This window comes from Pseudarthrobacter sp. SORGH_AS 212 (genome assembly GCF_030818145.1).
GTDB lineage: Bacteria > Actinomycetota > Actinomycetes > Actinomycetales > Micrococcaceae > Arthrobacter.
The window spans coordinates 4,101,891-4,118,661 of sequence record NZ_JAUTAA010000001.1; the positions used below are offsets into that span (position 1 = coordinate 4,101,891).

General features: G+C 66.2%; 13 protein-coding genes. 9 read left to right on the forward strand and 4 right to left on the reverse strand.

The annotated features are described in order from the left end of the window. Window positions 1-141: 141 nt before the first annotated feature. Window positions 142-2,532, forward strand: coding sequence for a bifunctional (p)ppGpp synthetase/guanosine-3',5'-bis(diphosphate) 3'-pyrophosphohydrolase (locus QE394_RS18860; protein WP_315967726.1), 2,391 nt, complete (start codon window positions 142-144; stop codon window positions 2,530-2,532). Here the strand turns inward: QE394_RS18860 and QE394_RS18865 are convergent. The 3 genes from QE394_RS18865 to QE394_RS18875 all read right to left on the reverse strand — a co-directional run bounded on the left by QE394_RS18865 (window position 2,413) and on the right by QE394_RS18875 (window position 5,694). Further along, a complete protein-coding gene (locus tag QE394_RS18865; RefSeq protein WP_349035251.1) occupies window positions 2,413-2,946 on the reverse strand; it encodes a type IV toxin-antitoxin system AbiEi family antitoxin in 534 nt (177 codons plus the stop codon). The genes QE394_RS18860 and QE394_RS18865 overlap by 120 nt on opposite strands. Window positions 2,947-3,254: 308 nt before the next feature. Further along, a complete protein-coding gene (locus QE394_RS18870) occupies window positions 3,255-4,820 on the reverse strand; it encodes a DUF349 domain-containing protein (protein WP_349035252.1) in 1,566 nt (521 codons plus the stop codon). 67 nt (window positions 4,821-4,887) lie between these two features. Then, on the reverse strand, window positions 4,888-5,694 hold the full coding sequence (locus QE394_RS18875; RefSeq protein WP_056079453.1) for a peptidylprolyl isomerase: 807 nt from the start codon (window positions 5,692-5,694) through the stop codon (window positions 4,888-4,890). Window positions 5,695-5,940: 246 nt separating this feature from the next. Here QE394_RS18875 and hisS point away from each other — a divergent pair, with 246 nt between their 5' ends. The 3 genes from hisS to QE394_RS18890 all read left to right on the forward strand — a co-directional run bounded on the left by hisS (window position 5,941) and on the right by QE394_RS18890 (window position 10,166). Then, window positions 5,941-7,314 (forward strand): histidine--tRNA ligase, encoded by a 1,374-nt coding sequence (gene hisS, locus QE394_RS18880; RefSeq protein ID WP_261619690.1) that lies wholly within the window; start codon window positions 5,941-5,943, stop codon window positions 7,312-7,314. 149 nt (window positions 7,315-7,463) lie between these two features. Beyond that, window positions 7,464-9,263, forward strand: coding sequence for an aspartate--tRNA ligase (gene aspS / locus QE394_RS18885; protein ID WP_056079447.1), 1,800 nt, complete (start codon window positions 7,464-7,466; stop codon window positions 9,261-9,263). An 84-nt stretch (window positions 9,264-9,347) separates the two neighbouring features. Continuing rightward, on the forward strand, window positions 9,348-10,166 hold the full coding sequence (locus QE394_RS18890; protein WP_261619688.1) for a GNAT family N-acetyltransferase: 819 nt from the start codon (window positions 9,348-9,350) through the stop codon (window positions 10,164-10,166). Window positions 10,167-10,265: 99 nt separating this feature from the next. Here the strand turns inward: QE394_RS18890 and QE394_RS18895 are convergent, their stop codons facing one another. Beyond that, a complete protein-coding gene (locus QE394_RS18895) occupies window positions 10,266-10,940 on the reverse strand; it encodes an acVLRF1 family peptidyl-tRNA hydrolase (protein ID WP_349035253.1) in 675 nt (224 codons plus the stop codon). A gap of 67 nt (window positions 10,941-11,007) precedes the next feature. On the opposite strand from QE394_RS18895, the gene QE394_RS18900 reads away from it, so the two are divergent. The 5 genes from QE394_RS18900 (at window position 11,008) to alaS (ending at window position 16,770) form a co-directional block, all read left to right on the forward strand. Beyond that, window positions 11,008-12,408, forward strand: coding sequence for a replication-associated recombination protein A (locus tag QE394_RS18900; protein WP_349035254.1), 1,401 nt, complete (start codon window positions 11,008-11,010; stop codon window positions 12,406-12,408). 172 nt (window positions 12,409-12,580) lie between these two features. Further along, on the forward strand, window positions 12,581-13,207 hold the full coding sequence (gene rpsD, locus QE394_RS18905; RefSeq protein WP_015937210.1) for a 30S ribosomal protein S4: 627 nt from the start codon (window positions 12,581-12,583) through the stop codon (window positions 13,205-13,207). Between the two features lie 144 nt (window positions 13,208-13,351). Beyond that, window positions 13,352-13,726 carry a DUF948 domain-containing protein gene (locus QE394_RS18910; protein ID WP_015937209.1) on the forward strand — a complete coding sequence of 125 codons (375 nt, stop codon included), beginning with the start codon at window positions 13,352-13,354 and terminating at the stop codon, window positions 13,724-13,726. Between the two features lie 16 nt (window positions 13,727-13,742). After that, window positions 13,743-13,973, forward strand: coding sequence for a DUF6167 family protein (locus QE394_RS18915; RefSeq protein WP_015937208.1), 231 nt, complete (start codon window positions 13,743-13,745; stop codon window positions 13,971-13,973). A 112-nt stretch (window positions 13,974-14,085) separates the two neighbouring features. After that, complete coding sequence (gene alaS / locus QE394_RS18920; protein WP_056079943.1) at window positions 14,086-16,770, forward strand: alanine--tRNA ligase; 2,685 nt, start codon at window positions 14,086-14,088, stop codon at window positions 16,768-16,770. Window position 16,771: the final 1 nt, after the last annotated feature.

Consider the following 16,771-nt stretch of genomic DNA (forward strand, 5'->3'; position numbering starts at 1 on the left):
CCAGCCGGTGTTCCCGGCCACGGGCCGGACGGTGTGGAAATCACACTGTCCGGCCCGTGGTCGTTTAAGTGCCCCGGTTATAAATCTCTGCGTGCGGAGGAATAGACTGAGGTAATTAAGACGGTGGTGAGGGGTGCTTCATTGGAAGAACGTTCGGCGTCGGCGCCAACGGCTCAGGGAGAAAACAATTCCACCGGTGGCCATACCGGGGTGGCTGCATCGGCGCGCCCCGGATCCCTGGTGCCGGTCGACAACTCCGGCACCCGCGCCACGTTCCCCGGCCGCAGGGAGCGCACCCGTTCAAGGCTTGCCCGCCTGACCGGCCGTGGCGCCGCCACCTATTCACCCATCCTTGAGCCGCTGCTGCGCACCGTCCGGGCCAACAACCCCAAAGAGGACTTCGACCTCATCCAGCGCGCATTCGATGTCGCTGAACGCAGCCACCGGGGACAGAAACGCAAGAGCGGCGACCCCTACATCACCCACCCGGTGGCGGTGGCCACCATTCTTGCCGAACTCGGTTTGAGCGGGACCACCCTGGCGGCGGCCCTCCTGCACGACACCGTTGAGGACACCCCTTACACCCTGGCGGACCTGAAGCGTGATTTCGGTCCCGAAGTGGCCATGCTGGTGGACGGCGTGACCAAGCTGGACAAGGTCAGCTTCGGCGAGGCAGCACAGTCCGAGACCGTCCGCAAAATGGTCGTAGCCATGGCCAAGGACATCCGGGTGCTCATGATCAAGCTCGCGGACCGGCTGCACAACGCCAGGACATGGCGGTTCGTCTCCGCCGAATCGTCCGCCCGCAAGGCCCGCGAAACACTCGAAATCTTCGCGCCGCTGGCACACCGCCTGGGCATGAACACCATCAAGTGGGAACTCGAAGACCTGTCCTTCGCAGCGCTGTATCCGAAGGTCTACGAAGAGATTGTCCGGATGGTGGGGGACAGGACCCCGGAGCGTGAGAAGAGCCTCGGCGTCATCCGCGACCAGATCACCGACGACCTCCGTACGGCCAAGATCAAGGCGACCATCACGGGCCGCCCCAAGCACTACTACTCGATCTACCAGAAGATGATCGTCAGGGACAAGGACTTCGACGACATCAACGACCTCATGGGCGTCCGGGTCCTCGTTGACTCCGTCCGGGACTGTTACGCCGCACTCGGCACCATGCACTCGCGCTGGAACCCGCTGCCCGGCAGGTTCAAGGACTACATTGCGATGCCCAAGTTCAACATGTACCAGTCGCTGCACACCACGGTCATCGGCCCCGGCGGCAAGCCCGTGGAAATCCAGATCCGCACCCATGAAATGCACCGCCGCGCAGAGTACGGCGTGGCTGCACACTGGAAGTACAAGGACCAGCCCAACCGCACGGCGGTGGGCCCGGGGAGCCCCCGGGACGGCGATATGGGGTGGCTGCGTTCCCTGGTTGACTGGCAGCAGGAGACCTCCGATCCGGGCGAGTTCCTCGATTCGCTCCGATTCGAGATCAACGCCCGTGAAGTTTTCGTCTTCACGCCCAAGGGTGAGGTCATGGCGCTGCCTGCCGGATCCACACCGGTGGACTTCGCCTACGCGGTCCACACCGAGGTGGGGCACCGCACCATCGGTGCCCGCGTCAACGGGAAACTGGTTCCCCTCAACAGTGAACTCAGCCACGGCGACTGGGTGGAGATCTTCACCTCCAAGGCGGAAGGCGCAGGGCCCAGCCAGGACTGGCAACACTTCGTCAAGAGCGCCCGGGCACGGAACAAGATCCGCCAGTGGTTCAGCAAGGAACGCCGCGAAGAGGCGATTGACCGCGGCAAGGAGCTGCTGACCCGTGCCATGCGGAAGCAGAATCTGCCGCTGCAGCGGCTGATGACGCACGAGGCCCTCGCCGCCGTGGCCGAAGAATTCAAGTACGTGGATATTTCCGGCCTGTACGCCGGTGTGGGAGACGGCCACACGTCCGCGCAGTCGGTCATGGAGAAGCTTGTCGAAAGCCTCGGCGGCACCGAAAACGCCGACGACGACATCAGCGAAGTCAGCATTCCCACCCAGGTCACCAAGGCACGGTTCTCCGATTCCGGTGTTGTGGTCCGCGGTGTGGGTGATGTGTGGGTCAAACTGGCACGTTGTTGCACGCCCGTGCCGCCGGATCCCATCCTCGGCTTTGTCACACGGGGGTCAGGGGTGTCTGTGCACCGCACAGACTGCACCAACATCTCGGACCTCAAGGATCAGCCGGACAGGATTGTTGACGTGGATTGGGCACCCACCCAGTCCAGCGTATTCCTGGTGGAAATCCAGGTTGAGGCGCTCGACCGCAAGTCACTGCTCTCGGACGTGACGCGGATCCTGTCGGAAAACCATGTGAATATCCTGGCCGCCAGTGTCCACACCTCCACCGACAGGGTTGCCATTTCAAAGTTTGCTTTCGAGATGGGTGACCCCAAGTACCTCAGCCACGTCCTCAGCGCCGTCCGCCGGATCGACGGGGTCTTTGATGTCTACCGCACCACCGGGAACAAGCGCCGGAGCTAGCCGGGAAAGCTTTTCCAGTGCCGCCTTTTTATGCGGCACGCGCGGGGTCGCCTCGATCGCGAGCACCAGCAGCCGTAATCGCACGTCCTTTTCGGGGCGGGCCAGCAGGTTCGCCAGCGTGGGAACGGCACGTTCGGCGTCCACGTGCAGGGCGATATCCAGAGCGGTCCGCAGGGGGCTGGACACCATAAGTCCGCCCATGCTGACCACGTCGAAGGGACCCAGCTTCACCTCGTGCAGCGTGCAGCCCCGGGTATTCCGCAGGCTCGAGACGCGGCGCTTGGCGTCCACCAGGAGGGCAAGGCGGTCCGGCTCGTCAGCACAGCCGTAGATCCAGGCTGCAGTCATCCGTCCCGCCACGACGCGCTGCCGGACCTGGGACGGCACGGAGCCGGCGGCAGCACGGGCACGCAATTGGGCAGAGGCGGCAGATCCCGGGAGGGTGTAGCCATGCTGATGGAAGCGGGCCAGGATCCCGTCGGCGGCCAGTGACTGCAGTTCTGGCCAGGCGAAAGGCCGCCCGGGCGCATAGAGTTCCGGGAACCGCGCCGGGGCCGTGTGGTGTGCGGTGGCGGATACTCCAACCCAGCTCCGGCCGGCGTGGAATCAGATGGTGAGGCCATTCCTCCATCCTGCCAAGGAGGTCCTGATACACGCAGGCCCGATTCGGGTTATGTGGATAACCGGAACCGGGCCTGCGGCGTCGTCAAACAGGAAAGGCGTCAGCTCAATTCGCTGGCGGAACGCTGGATCTGGTCGAGCCAGGCCTGGCGTGCCTCAAGGGCTTCCCTGGCTGCCTTGATCTTGCGCTCGTCACCGCTCTGTTCTGCCTTGGCAAGGTCATCCTGCAGGCCGGCAATGGCGCTCTCGAGCTGTGACAGGGCACTGTTGGTACGCGCCTTGCGCTCGGGGTTCGAACGCTGCCACTGTTCTTCTTCGGCCTGCCGGACGGCGTCTTCGACCTTGCGCAGCCCGGCTTCGATCCTGCCCATGTCGGCCCGCGGGACCTTTCCTGCCTCTTCCCACCGGTCACGGACGGACTGAAGCGCCTTCTTGGCACCCGCCAGGTCCTTGATCGGGAGGATCGTGTTGGCCTCGGCCAGGAGGGCTTCCTTGACCGTCAGGTTTGCGGAGTATTCCTGGTCGATCTCGTCGTTGGCAGCCTGCCGGGACGTGAAGAAGACATCCTGCGCGGCACGGAAACGTGCCCACAGTGCGTCATCGTCCTTGCGGCTGGCGCGGGGTGATGCCTTCCACTGGTCCATGAGGCGGCGGTATTCGCCCGCGGCGTAGCCCCAGTCGGTGGAGCTGGACAGGGCCTCAGCCTCGGAAATCAGCTTTTCCTTGGCGGTCTTCGCAGCGGAGTTGTTGCTGTCCAACTGGGAGAAGTAGGCGCGGCGGTGCCGGTCAAACACGGTGCGGGCCGCCCTGAAGCGCTTCCAGAGGGCGTCCTCGTTGCTGCGGCCCAACCGGACGCCGCTCTTCTGTGCGGCCTTCCAGTTCTCGAACAGCTCGTTCATCCGGGCACTTGAGGTCTTCCACTGGGTCTGCGCCGGGTCCTGCCCGGAGATCTCCTCGGCCTCGGACACGATGGCTTCGCGGGCTGCAAGTTCAGCCGCCCGGACGGCGTCGTGCTCTGCCTTTTCCGTCTTTTCCAGCTCGGCAATGTGGGTTGCCAGGGTGTCCAACCGGGCTTCGGCCGCCCGGAGGTCGCCCACCATGTTGCGTTCCGCAAGCTGTTCGTGCAGGTGGGTGACAGTTTTCTGCATGTCGGTGCTGGGCGCCTTGGAGCTTACGCGCTGTTCAAGGAGCACGATCTGGGCCACGACGTCGTCGTACTTCCGCGCGAAGTAAGCCAGCGCTTCGTCATCGCTGACGCCCGGGTACTGCCCGACGGCGTGTTCTCCGCCGTCGATCGTCAGGAAGACGTGGCCGTCGCCTTCCACGCGTCCCCATTTGGCTGCCTCAGCAGGCGAGGTGGCTGGTGCCGCAGGTGCCACGGCAGCGGCCGGTGCAGCAGCCGCCGGCTTGGGACGTGAGGCGAAAGCTGCAGGGGACGGGGCCGAAGGCCGGGGTCCGGGTGCCGGAGACGGGGCAGGGGCTGCCGGTTCTGCGTCCGGGGCAGGAGCCTCGGCGGGCTGTTCTGCCTGTGCGCTGGCCTCCTCCACGCCTTCGGTCGCGGCTTCCGGGGCCGTTGCGCTGGTTGCTGCAGTTTCTGCGTCCGTGGCGGGAGCCGCCGCGTCGGTCACGTCTGCTGCTGTTTCGTCGGATTTCTGACTGTCTGTCACCGCTAAAAGTCTTTCGCTTGGAGGGAACTGCTCACGTCCTGCACCGCGGCCGCCATGGCCGGGCTTCCTACTTCAGAGAAAACGAGTCTATCGTGACTGCTTGAACGGGCGCGCCGTCCGTGTCGCTGCTGCCCGGGGTGATCCCTTCGGCAGCGATGCCGGTCACCACGTCCAGGCCTGAGGTCACCTTGCCCACCACGGTGTAGCCACCGGCGGAATCAGCTGGAATGTTCGTGTCTTTGTAGACGATGAAGAACTGCGTTCCGTTGCCGTAGGCGTTGTTGCCGCTCCGTGCCACGGCAATGGTTCCGGCCGGGTAGGAGTTGTCCGCCGGGGTGTTTTCCAGGGGGCCCCACGTGTAGTTGGGATCGCCCTGCCCGTCGCCGTTCGCGGAGCCGCACTGCAGCACCCCGAAGGCATCCGAGGTGGTGAGGCGGTGGCAGCTCTTGCCGTTGTAGAAGCCCTCGTCGCTGAGGGACTTGAAGACCGCGGCGGCCTGCGGTGCGGTGGTTCCGTTGAGTTCGACGCCCAGTGGCTTGCCGTTCAGCACGAGGTCCCCGGTGAACGTCTTCCCCGCCGCGGTGTCGGCGGCCGGAATGTTGGGCCCGTTAGTTGCCGGTGCTGACGGAGTGGCCGACGCCGACGGGTTGGTGAGGCCGGCTTCGGTGGCAGCAAACTCATCTTCGGTGGGGTTGCCGGCGAAGGCCGTCAGCTGAAGCACGACGGCGAGCACCACGGCTGCGGTTCCGGCGCCGGCGGCGATCAGGTTGTCGCGCTTGCGCCGCTGTTCCTGGTCCCGCCTCAGCTCGCGTTTGGCCTCCATCTGATGGATACGCCGTTTTGCTTCGCGGGCACTGCGTGAACTGGCCGCCAAGGCTCCTCCTTATGTGTGGCTGTGTTGTCTCTGTACTGCCTGGTTGCGCCAGGGTCCGTGGTGGCACCGGGCGCAGTCCCCTGACCGCCAGGCCCTGCAGGTCCGGCGTATTAGAGATGCACACCGATGACGCATAAACTGACTGCCGCACATAGTTTATGCATGACTGGCTGGACAGCCGCCGCAGGGCGCCCCCGACGGGCGGGACGCGGCTGGCGTCCGGCACCTTAAGAGGAGAGAACTTCCATGGCACGCACCGCCTCCCTGTCCGGATTCCCCGAGTGGCTTCCCGAGGAGCGGCTGGTGGAGCTGCATGTCCTGGATACCCTGCGCCGTGTCTTTGAGCTGCACGGCTTCGCCTCGATTGAGACGCGTTCGGTGGAAACGGTGGGACAGCTGCTGCGCAAGGGCGAGATCGACAAGGAAGTCTACGGGCTCAGCCGGCTCCAGGACGATGAGGCCGGGACTCCGGACCGGGGCGGCAAAGCCGACCAGCACGCGCTGGCGCTGCACTTCGACCTGACGGTTCCCTTCGCCCGCTACGTTGTTGAAAACGCCGGCTACCTGGCCTTCCCCTTCCGGCGGTACCAGATCCAGAAGGTCTGGCGCGGCGAACGCCCCCAGGAAGGCCGCGCCCGTGAATTCACCCAGGCGGACATCGACGTCGTGGGCGATGGCGAGCTGCCGTTCCGCTATGACGTTGAAATCGCCCTGGTCATCGCCGAGGCACTCAGTGCGCTTCCCATCCCGGACTTCCAGCTCCGGGTCAACAACCGCAAACTGGCCGAGGGCTTCTACCGCGGCATCGGCCTGACGGACACCGCGGGCGTCCTGCGCAGCATCGACAAGCTGGAAAAGATCGGTCCGGCCAAGGTTGCCGAACTCCTGAAATCCGAACTCGGCGCCACCGATGAGCAGGCACAGAAGGCCCTGCAGCTTGCCGGCATCCGTACCGCGGACACGTCCTTCGTGGCCCAGGTCCGTGCCCTCGGCGTCAGCAACGACCTGCTCGACGAGGGGCTTAACGAGCTGGAGCAGGTCATCGACGCCGCCGTCCAGCGCGCACCCGGCAAGGTGCTGGCGGACCTTAGTATTGCCCGCGGCCTGGACTACTACACGGGCACCGTGGTGGAGACCGTCCTGGTGGGACACGAGCAGCTGGGTTCCATCTGCTCGGGCGGCAGGTACGACGCCCTGGCTTCCAAAGGCAACCGGAAGTTCCCCGGCGTCGGCCTGTCCATCGGCGTGACCCGGCTGGTTTCGCGCATCCTGAGCCAGGAGCTGGCCAAAGCCTCCCGTTCCGTGCCCACGGCGGTCCTTGTGGCCCTCGCGCACGACGACAGCTGGGGCGCTGCGCAGGACGTCGCCGCGCAGTTGCGCAGCCGGGGGATTCCCACCGAGGTGGCCGCCAAGGCCGAAAAGTTCGGCAAGCAGATCAAGTTCGCGGACCGCCGGGGCATCCCGTTCGTCTGGTTCACGGACGACGACGGCACTCACCAGGTCAAGGACATCCGGTCCGGTGAACAGGTAGTGGCCGCCCCGGAGACGTGGATGCCGCCGGCCGCCGACCTCGTGGTGCAGGTGGCAACCGCCGACGCCGTTCCTGCCCAGGTCCCCTGAGCAGGGCTCCTCGCTGCCCTCCGTCCTGCCGGAGCTCCGCCCGTGGACGTCGGCTTCCGTCCTACGGGTAAACTCGGACGGAACCGGTCCCGGAACCATCGAGACCTATTCCCTAAGTTTTCCCGCTGCTTCCTCTAGAAAGGTGTGCTGTGCTTCGCACACATGACCTCGGATCCCTTCGTTCCGAGCACATTGGACAAACCGTAACCCTGGCCGGCTGGGTAGGCCGCCGCCGTGACCACGGTGGTGTGGCCTTCGTGGACCTGCGTGATGCGTCCGGCGTGGCACAGATTGTGGTCCGCGAGGAGGAAGTGTTCCACGGGCTGCGCAACGAGTACGTCCTGCAGGTGACCGGCACCGTCTCCAAGCGCCCCGAGGGCAACGAAAACCCTGCGCTTGGCACGGGTGAGATCGAAGTCATCGCCGAGGACGTCACGGTGCTCAACACCTCCGATCCGCTGCCGTTCCAAATCGACGAGCACGTGGAAGTGGGCGAGGAAGCCCGCCTGAAGCACCGCTACCTTGATCTCCGCCGCCCCGGCCCCAGCCGCAACATCCGGCTGCGCTCCGAAGCCAACCGGGTGGCCCGCGACTTGCTCCACGACGAAGGTTACGTGGAGATCGAGACGCCCACGCTGACCCGGTCCACGCCCGAAGGTGCCCGAGACTTCCTGGTTCCGGCCCGCCTGGCACCGGGCTCTTGGTACGCCCTTCCGCAGTCGCCGCAGCTGTTCAAGCAGTTGCTGCAGGTGGGCGGTTTCGAGAAGTACTACCAGATTGCCCGCTGCTACCGCGACGAGGACTTCCGCGCGGACCGCCAGCCGGAATTCACCCAGCTGGACATTGAGGCCAGCTTCGTGGACCAGGACGACGTCATCCGCCTCGGCGAGAACATCGTCAAGGCTGTCTGGAAGCTCATCGGCGTGGAGATTCCCACGCCTATCCAGCGCATCACCTATGCGGACGCGATGGCCCGCTACGGTTCGGACAAGCCCGATCTCCGCTTCGGCCAGGAACTGACGGAGCTCACGGAGTTCTTCAAGGACACCAACTTCGGCGTTTTCAAGGCGCCCTATGTTGGCGCCGTGGTCATGCCGGGCGGAGCTTCGCAGGCGCGCCGTGCACTTGATGCCTGGCAGGAGTGGGCCAAGCAGCGCGGGGCCAAGGGCCTGGCGTACGTCCTTTACAAGGAAGACGGCGAGCTCGCCGGTCCGGTCGCGAAGAACCTGACCGACACCGAACGCGCTGGCCTGGCCGACGCCGTCGGCGCCAAGCCCGGCGACTGCATCTTCTTCGCCGCCGGCGAAAAGACCCCGTCCCGTGCACTGCTGGGTGCTGCCCGCGTTGAAATCGGCCACCGCACCGGCCTGATCGATCCCAAGGACTGGGCTTTCTGCTGGGTTGTCGACGCACCGATGTTTGAGCCGGCTGCTGCCGCCGTCGCTTCGGGCGACGTCGCAGTGGGCGCAGGCCAGTGGACCGCTGTGCACCACGCCTTTACCTCGCCCAAGCCGGAGTTCCTCGACACCTTTGACAAGGACCCCGAGTCTGCCCTGTCCTACGCCTACGACATCGTCTGTAACGGCAACGAGATTGGCGGCGGTTCCATCCGTATCCACCAGCGTGACGTGCAGGAACGCGTTTTCGAACTGATGGGGCTGGACAAGGAAGACGCCCAGACCAAGTTCGGGTTCCTCCTCGAAGGCTTCAAGTACGGAGCGCCCCCGCACGGCGGCATCGCGTTCGGCTGGGACCGGGTGGTTTCGCTGCTGGCCGGTGTCGAGTCCATCCGCGACGTCATTGCCTTCCCGAAGTCAGGCGGTGGTTTCGATCCGCTGACCGCTGCCCCGGCACCTATCACCGCACAGCAGCGCAAGGAGGCCGGTGTCGATTTCAAGCCTGAGGCGGTCAAGCCCGTCGAGGCCAGGAAAGCCGAAGCGGTCAAATAACGCACCTCGCTGAGCGGCAGGAGGCTCCCCGGATTCGTCGGGGCGCCTCCTGCCCCTGCTTGACCCACCTCGGAGGAGAACGCCGTGTCCACCACCGCCCTTGACGACGACGTCGCCGGATTCCCTGGCCTCGAAGCCGCCATGGATGCGGCGTGGCCTGCGCCGGAGCGCCATGACCTGGGCCCCTGGGTTCTTCGTGCCGCCGGGGGAGTGACCCAGCGGGCAAATTCGGTCTGGCCGAGGCCGGCCAGCGGCGCAGGGGAGCCGGAGCTTAGCGGCCTGCTGCGGGACGCCCGGTCCTGGTACCGCAGCCGCCGGCTGCCCCTGATCTTCCAGGTCACCGCAACCGCCGAAGCGGATGCCCTCAATTCCTTCCTGGACATGCAGGGCTTCACCACGCAGTCCGAAACCCTGATCATGACCCGGGGGCCATGGCGGCAGGCCCGGATTAGGGAGCGGCGACCTGCCGTCGAGCTCGATTCTGTTCCCTCTGCCGAATGGCTTGCCGTGTGGTGGGCGGTGGACGGACGCGGGGGTGACGACGCGCTGGCCATCGCCCGGACCATCCTCCAGGGCTGCCCTGCCGTATACGCCCTGGTCCGGGACAGCGCGGGCCGGCCCGCCGCCGTCGGACGCCTTGCCCTTCCGGACACCGGGCCAGGGGCGCGGGGCGGCCTGTACTCCATGGCGACGAGCCCCGAGGCACGCCGACGCGGTTACGGGACCGCCGTCCTGGATGCGCTCCTCACGGCGGGGGCGGAGCGGGACCTTGCCGGGTACTGGCTGCTCGTCACCGCAGCGAACCACGGAGCCCAGGCGCTGTACGCCAACGCCGGATTCCGGGAAACCGGCCGCTACGCTTACCGCCAGGAACGGCCCAAGCGGCAGCTGACCGGCTGCTGACCCAAGCACCGTCACGGCCCGTCAACCCGGTTCGACGGCTCCCTGCCCGGATGATTTGCGGAACGTCGTGCGTGCACGGGCACAGTCGAATGGCGGAAGCTACAGCCCTGGCGGGTCCGCGACGGTGATCCGGATGGAACAGGCGTCGAAGGCGGCCTTTTTAACGACGGCGGCCCGTGGCTCCGGCACATCCAGGTACGCCAGGCGGTGCAGGCCGGCCCATCTGGCCAGCGCCGGGTGTCCCAGGACCGCTTCGGCGAGGGCCCTGTCCCCACCCGGGCAGACATATTCGAAGGGTTCGGCCGCAAACACCTGGGCGGCCTGCAACGCCACGGCATCCACCAGGGCGTCAGCCTGGTTGGACCGGCGCCGGGCAAACCGCTGCTGTGACTGCCCGCCGGCCGCGGTGCGGGACTGGACATACCTGGTGCCCGCCTTCGAGGCCAGCAAGAGGCCCTCGGTGGCAATGCCGACACCATAGCCGCCGCGCCTGACCAGGAGCAGGCCGCACCGGCGTGGCTGGGCGGCCAGCGACGCGAGGCGTTCCAGCGGGCCGGCTCCCCGTCCTGGCCGCCCATGGGCGGGCCAGGGAGCTTCAAGGAGCGCTTCGGCGCCGTCACCCGCCAGGAGCCGCACGCCGTCGTCGTCTTCCCTTAGTACGAAACCGTCGTGGCTGCCGGCGAACCGCCCGGTCCAGCCGGCCAGCCGTGAACCGGAAACAAACGCAGTCCGGACCGAGGGGGAGCGTCCGCTGCCGGCGGCATTGATGGTCATGGCAGGTTCGGGTTCCTTCCGGATAGCTGTGGCGGGATCGCCGGGTGACTGGAAGTAGCCTATCTATGTGGATGATCTCTTTGGGCCGGGGCAAGGCAATGACGACGACGGCGATTCGGCCGCCGCGGGCAGCGCACCCGCGAGCTCCTCACCACGCAGTCCGCTGGCCGTCCGCATGCGGCCCCGCACCCTCGACGACGTTGTGGGCCAGCAGCACCTGCTGGGCCAGGGGTCGCCGCTGCGCCAGCTGGCAGCCGGAGCCGACGCCGCCGGACCGGCCGGACCAAGTTCGCTGATCCTGTGGGGACCGCCGGGGACGGGAAAAACCACGCTGGCCCATGTGATCGCCCGCGGGCCGGGCCGCAAGTTCGTGGAGCTCTCCGCGATTACCGCCGGCGTCAAGGACGTCCGCCGCGTCATGGACGACGCCCTGACTGCCCGTGACCTGTACAAGACCACCACGGTGCTGTTCCTTGACGAGATCCACCGGTTCAACAAGGCCCAGCAGGACGCTCTCCTGCCTGGGGTGGAAAACCGTTGGGTGGTCCTGGTGGCCGCCACCACCGAAAACCCGTCCTTCTCGGTGGTATCGCCGCTCCTTTCCCGGTCCCTGCTGCTGACCCTCAAGCCGCTCACCGACGCGGACATCGAAGGGCTGCTCAGCCGCGCCGTGGCGGACTCCCGCGGACTGGAAGGCAAGGTTGAACTGGACCCCGAAGCCTTGGCGCACCTGGTCCGGCTGTCCGGCGGCGACGCCCGCCGTGCCCTTACCGCCCTGGAAGCCGCGGCCGGCGTGGCATTCGGTGACGCCGATGACGCCGAAGCCGGGCCGGTGACCGTGGAACTCAAGCACACCGAACGGGCCCTGGACGTCGCAGCCGTCCGCTACGACCGGGCGGGCGACCAGCATTATGACGTCGCCAGTGCCTTCATCAAATCCATCCGCGGCTCCGACGTTGACGCCGCCCTCCACTACCTGGCGCGCATGCTTGAGGCCGGCGAGGACCCGCGGTTCGTGGCCCGCCGCATCGTCATCTCAGCGGCCGAGGACGTGGGCATGGCCGATCCCACGGCGTTGCAGACAGCCGTGGCCGCCGCCCAGGCAGTGCAGCTGATCGGCATGCCGGAGGGCCGGATCATCCTGGCCGAGGCGGTGGTCCACCTTGCGACGGCGCCAAAATCGAACGCCGCCTACATGGGCATCAACAAGGCCGTCGCCGACGTACGCGCCGGCATGGGCAACGGCATCCCGCCCCACCTGAGGGACTCGCACTACCCGGGTTCCAAACAGCTGGGGCACGGTAAAGGCTACAAATACGCCCACGACGCTCCGCACGCCGTGGCTGCGCAGCAGTATCCGCCGGACGATCTGGTGGGCCGGGACTATTACCAGCCCACCGGCAACGGCGCTGAACGCGACATCGCCGCCAGGCTGGAGCGGCTGCGGAAGATTGTCCGGGGCAAGTAACCGCCGTGCTAAGGTAGATGTTTGTCTGGCAAGGCACGGACGCACAATCCACCGAAATTTTTGTTCGATGGAACTGTGCCCTGCGCCCAGTAGCAAAAGGCAGCGGTTGGCCGATGCTCTCCATCAAGGAGGCCAGTAACACTGACACACCGCAGATATTGGAAGGACACAAGTGGCTAACAACACTCGTGCTCGCCGTCAGGCCCGCCTCTCGCGGTCCCTCGGCATTGCTCTGACCCCCAAAGCCGCCAAGTACATGGAGCGCCGCCCGTACGGCCCCGGTGAGCATGGCCGTGCCCGCAAGAAGCAGGACTCCGACTACGCCGTACGTCTGCGCGAAAAGCAGCGCCTGCGCGCCCAGTACGGCATCCGCGAAGCACAGATGACCCGTGCCTTCGAGGAAGCCCGCCGCACCAAGGGCCTGACCGGTGAAAACCTCATCGAACTGCTCGAAATGCGCCTTGACGCCCTGGTCCTGCGTGCCGGTTTCGCCCGCACCATCGCCCAGGCCCGCCAGCTGGTTGTGCACCGCCACATCCTGGTTGACGGCATCCGCGTTGACCGTCCGTCGTTCCGCGTCGGCGAGGGCCAGCTGGTCCACGTCCACAGCCGCAGCGAGACCATGGTTCCGCTCCAGGTTGCAGCAGCCGGCGCACACCGCGATGTCCTGCCTGCCGTCCCGGCCTACCTGGACGTCAAGCTTGAGGCACTGCAGGCCCGCCTGGTCCGCCGCCCCAAGCGCTCTGAAATCCCGGTGACCTGCGAAGAGCAGCTCGTCGTCGAATTCTACGCACGCTAAATACCAGCAGCGTATCCAAAGAAGCCCGTGGCAAGCGCCACGGGCTTCTTTGTATGTAAGGTACTTGGGGGACATCTGCCCGGCGCGGTTCGCGGGGTGCACAGGATGGTTCCGGTCCACAGAATTTCAAGGAGATGAACGTCTATGACTGGTGGCGATATCGCCGGCCTGGTCGCTGCCGGAGTGTTTGCACTCCTGGTGCTGCTGCTCGCTGTGCCCATCCTCAAGCTGGGCAAGGTGTTAGACGAGGTGCGGACGTCCATCCGGTCACTGAGCGACGGCGCGACGCCCCTGATGGATGAGGTCACGGCCACTGTGACCACCACCAACCAGCAGCTGAAGAAGGTGGACGGCATTTCGTCCAATGTCTCTGATGCTTCCGCCAACCTTTCAGCGTTGTCGTCGCTGGTGGCTGCCACCGTAGGTTCGCCGCTGATCAAGGTGGCCGCGTTCAGCTACGGCGTCCGCAGTGCGCTCTCCAACCGCAAGAAGCCCTCCACCGGCCGCCGCAGCCGCTAAGCCCCGAAAGTACACCATGAAACGACTTGTCTGGATGGGAATCGGCGTGGCCATCGGCGTTATCGCCTTCCGCAAGGTCACTGAGGCCCAGTCCGCTTTGGGCCCGGAAGGCCTCAACAGGGCTGTAGGCAGGCTGGCTGACGGCGTCTATGACTTCGCCGATGCCGTCCGCGCCGGAATGCAGGAACGCGAAACCGACCTGCGGAGTGCGCTCGGCGTCGAAACCGCGGACCTGGTCCGCAGCTGACGCCCCGGGCCATCAGCCCGCAACAACCCGGCAGGGAACCCGACCAGGCCCTGCCGCCTGAACGAACTTTCCGCGTGGTCAACCGCGGACCAAGAAGGGTATGAAACAGCTCATGAAATCGCAGGAGATCACCAAGCGCTGGGTGGACTTTTTTGTCAGCAAGGGCCACACGGCGGTTCCCTCCGCATCGCTGGTGTCCAGCGACCCGTCGCTGCTGTTCACTGTGGCCGGCATGGTGCCTTTCATCCCCTACCTCACAGCCCGCGAAGAGGCGCCCTACACCCGGGCCACGAGCGTCCAGAAGTGCATCCGCACCGGCGATATCGAGGAAGTGGGCAAGACCGCCCGGCACGGCACCTTCTTCCAGATGTGCGGCAACTTCTCCTTTGGCGACTACTTCAAGGAAGACGCCATCAAGTTCGCCTGGGAGCTGCTCACCACCAGCGTTGACGACGGCGGGTACGGCCTGCCGCCCGAGCTCCTGTGGGTGACGGTCTATGAGGAAGACGATGAAGCCAAAGAACTGTGGCTGAAGAACACCGGCGTTCCCGCGGAGCGCATCCAGAAGATGGGCAAAGCCGACAACTACTGGAACACCGGCCAGCCCGGCCCGGCCGGCCCCTGCTCAGAGATCTACTACGACCGTGGGCCCGCCTACGGCATCGAAGGCGGCCCGCTCGCTGACGAGACGCGGTACATCGAAATCTGGAACCTTGTGTTCATGCAGTACCAGATCGACAACGTCCGTTCCAAGGACGACTTCGACATCGTGGGTGAGCTGCCCAAGAAGAACATCGACACCGGCCTGGGCATGGAGCGCCTGGCCATGATCCTCCAGGGTGTCGAGAACATGTACGAGACGGACCAGGTCCGTCCCGTCATTGACAAGGCCGCCGAACTCTCCGGCAAGGAATACACCTCCGCCGAAACCCCGGATGACCCCCACCACACGGACGATGTCCGGATGCGGGTTGTGGGTGACCACATCCGGTCCGCCCTGATGCTGATTTCCGACGGCGTAACCCCTTCGAACGAGGGGCGTGGCTACGTCCTGCGCCGCCTGATCCGCCGTGCCGTGCGGTCCATGCGCCTCCTCGGCGTCGAGCAGGCGTGCCTCCCGGACCTGTTGCCGGCCTCGCGTGACGCCATGAAGGGCGTCTACCCCGTCGTCGACACGGACTTCGCGAGGATCAGCCGGATTGCCTACGCCGAAGAAAAGGCCTTCCTGCGGACCATTGCGTCCGGCACGGCGAGGCTCGAGGACGCAGTCAAGGAGTCCAAAGCAGCCAACAAGCAGCTTTCCGGCGAGGATGCCTTCGCCCTCCACGACACCTACGGCTTCCCCATTGACCTCACCCTGGAAATGGCCGAGGAAGCCGGGCTGAAGGTTGACGAGGCCGCCTTCCGCAGCCTGATGCAGGAACAGCGCCAGCGTGCCCAGGCCGACGCCAAGGGCAAGAAGGGCGGCCATGCCGATCTCAGCGCGTTCCAGGAGATCCTGGCCCAGGGCGAGACGGTCTTCACCGGGTACACCGAGCTCGACGGCGAATCCCGCGTCCGCGGGCTGCTCACCGGCGGCCGTCCGGTCCAGCAGGCAGCCACCGGCGACGAGATCGAACTCGTCCTGTCGGAAACACCGTTCTACGCCGAGGCCGGCGGCCAGGCCGCCGATACCGGCCTCATCACCGGCGACGGCTTCGTGGTCGAGGTCCTGGACGTCCAGCGCCCCATCAAGGGCCTGAGCGTGCACAAGGCGATTGTCCGCGAAGGTGAAATCGGCGCCGACTCGCTGGTGCGCGCCGCCGTCGACCGCGAACGGCGCCACGCCGCCGAGCAGGCGCACACGGGCACGCACATCGTGCACGCCGCCCTGCACCAGATCCTCGGCCCGGAAGCCACCCAGCGCGGATCCTTCAACAAAGCCGGCTACCTGCGGTTCGACTTCGCCTGGGGCGAGGGCCTGAGCACCGCAACCCGGTCAGAAATCGAAGAGGTTTCCAACCTGGCCATCCGCAACAACTACGCGGTGCAAACAAAGGTCATGGGCCTCGCGGAGGCCAAGGCCCTGGGCGCGATGGCTTTGTTCGGCGAGAACTACGGCAGCGAAGTCCGCGTCGTCGAGATCGACGGCGCCTGGTCCCGTGAGCTGTGCGGCGGAACGCACGTAGCCAACACCTCGCTGATCGGCAGCCTTTCCCTGCTGGGCGAACAGTCTGTAGGCTCCGGAAACCGCCGCGTGGAAGCCTTCGTGGGCATGGAGGCCTTCCGGCACCTCGCGGCCGAACGGGCACTCGTCACCGAGCTCACCGACCTCCTGAAGGTGCCGTCCGGGCAGCTGGCTGACCGGATCTCCGCAACGCTTGCCAAGCTCAAAGCCACGGAAAAGGAACTGGACCGGCTCCGCAAGGAACAGCTGGCAGCCGCAGCGGCCCAGCTGGTCAACAGCGCCAGGGACGCAGCAGGCGTCAGCGTCATCGCCCATGACGCCGGTTCCGTCAGCGGCGCCGACGACATCCGCGGCCTGGCGCTGGACCTCCGCAACCGCCTGGGCTCATCACCGGCTGCAGTGGCTGTTGCGGGCGTGGCCAACGACCGTCCGCTCGTCCTGGTAGCCACCAACGAAGCCGCCCGGAACGCCGGAGTCAAGGCAGGGGCCCTGGTCCGCCTGGCTGCCGGAGTCCTCGGCGGCGGCGGCGGCGGCAAGGACGATGTCGCGCAGGGCGGCGGCACCGATGCAGGCAAGGTGGGCGCCGCGCTGGCGGCAATCCTGGACGCAGTCGAGCGGCGCCAGTCCTGAC

Excerpts from the sequence above, each read along its gene's own strand:
- hisS (WP_261619690.1), top strand. The coding sequence starts at position 5,941 with ATGGCACGCACCGCCTCCCTGTCCGGATTCCCCGAGTGGCTTCCCGAG.
- QE394_RS18895 (WP_349035253.1), bottom strand. The coding sequence starts at position 10,940 with ATGACCATCAATGCCGCCGGCAGCGGACGCTCCCCCTCGGTCCGGACT.
- QE394_RS18910 (WP_015937209.1), top strand. The coding sequence starts at position 13,352 with ATGACTGGTGGCGATATCGCCGGCCTGGTCGCTGCCGGAGTGTTTGCA.
- QE394_RS18915 (WP_015937208.1), top strand. The coding sequence starts at position 13,743 with ATGAAACGACTTGTCTGGATGGGAATCGGCGTGGCCATCGGCGTTATC.
- alaS (WP_056079943.1), top strand. The coding sequence starts at position 14,086 with ATGAAATCGCAGGAGATCACCAAGCGCTGGGTGGACTTTTTTGTCAGC.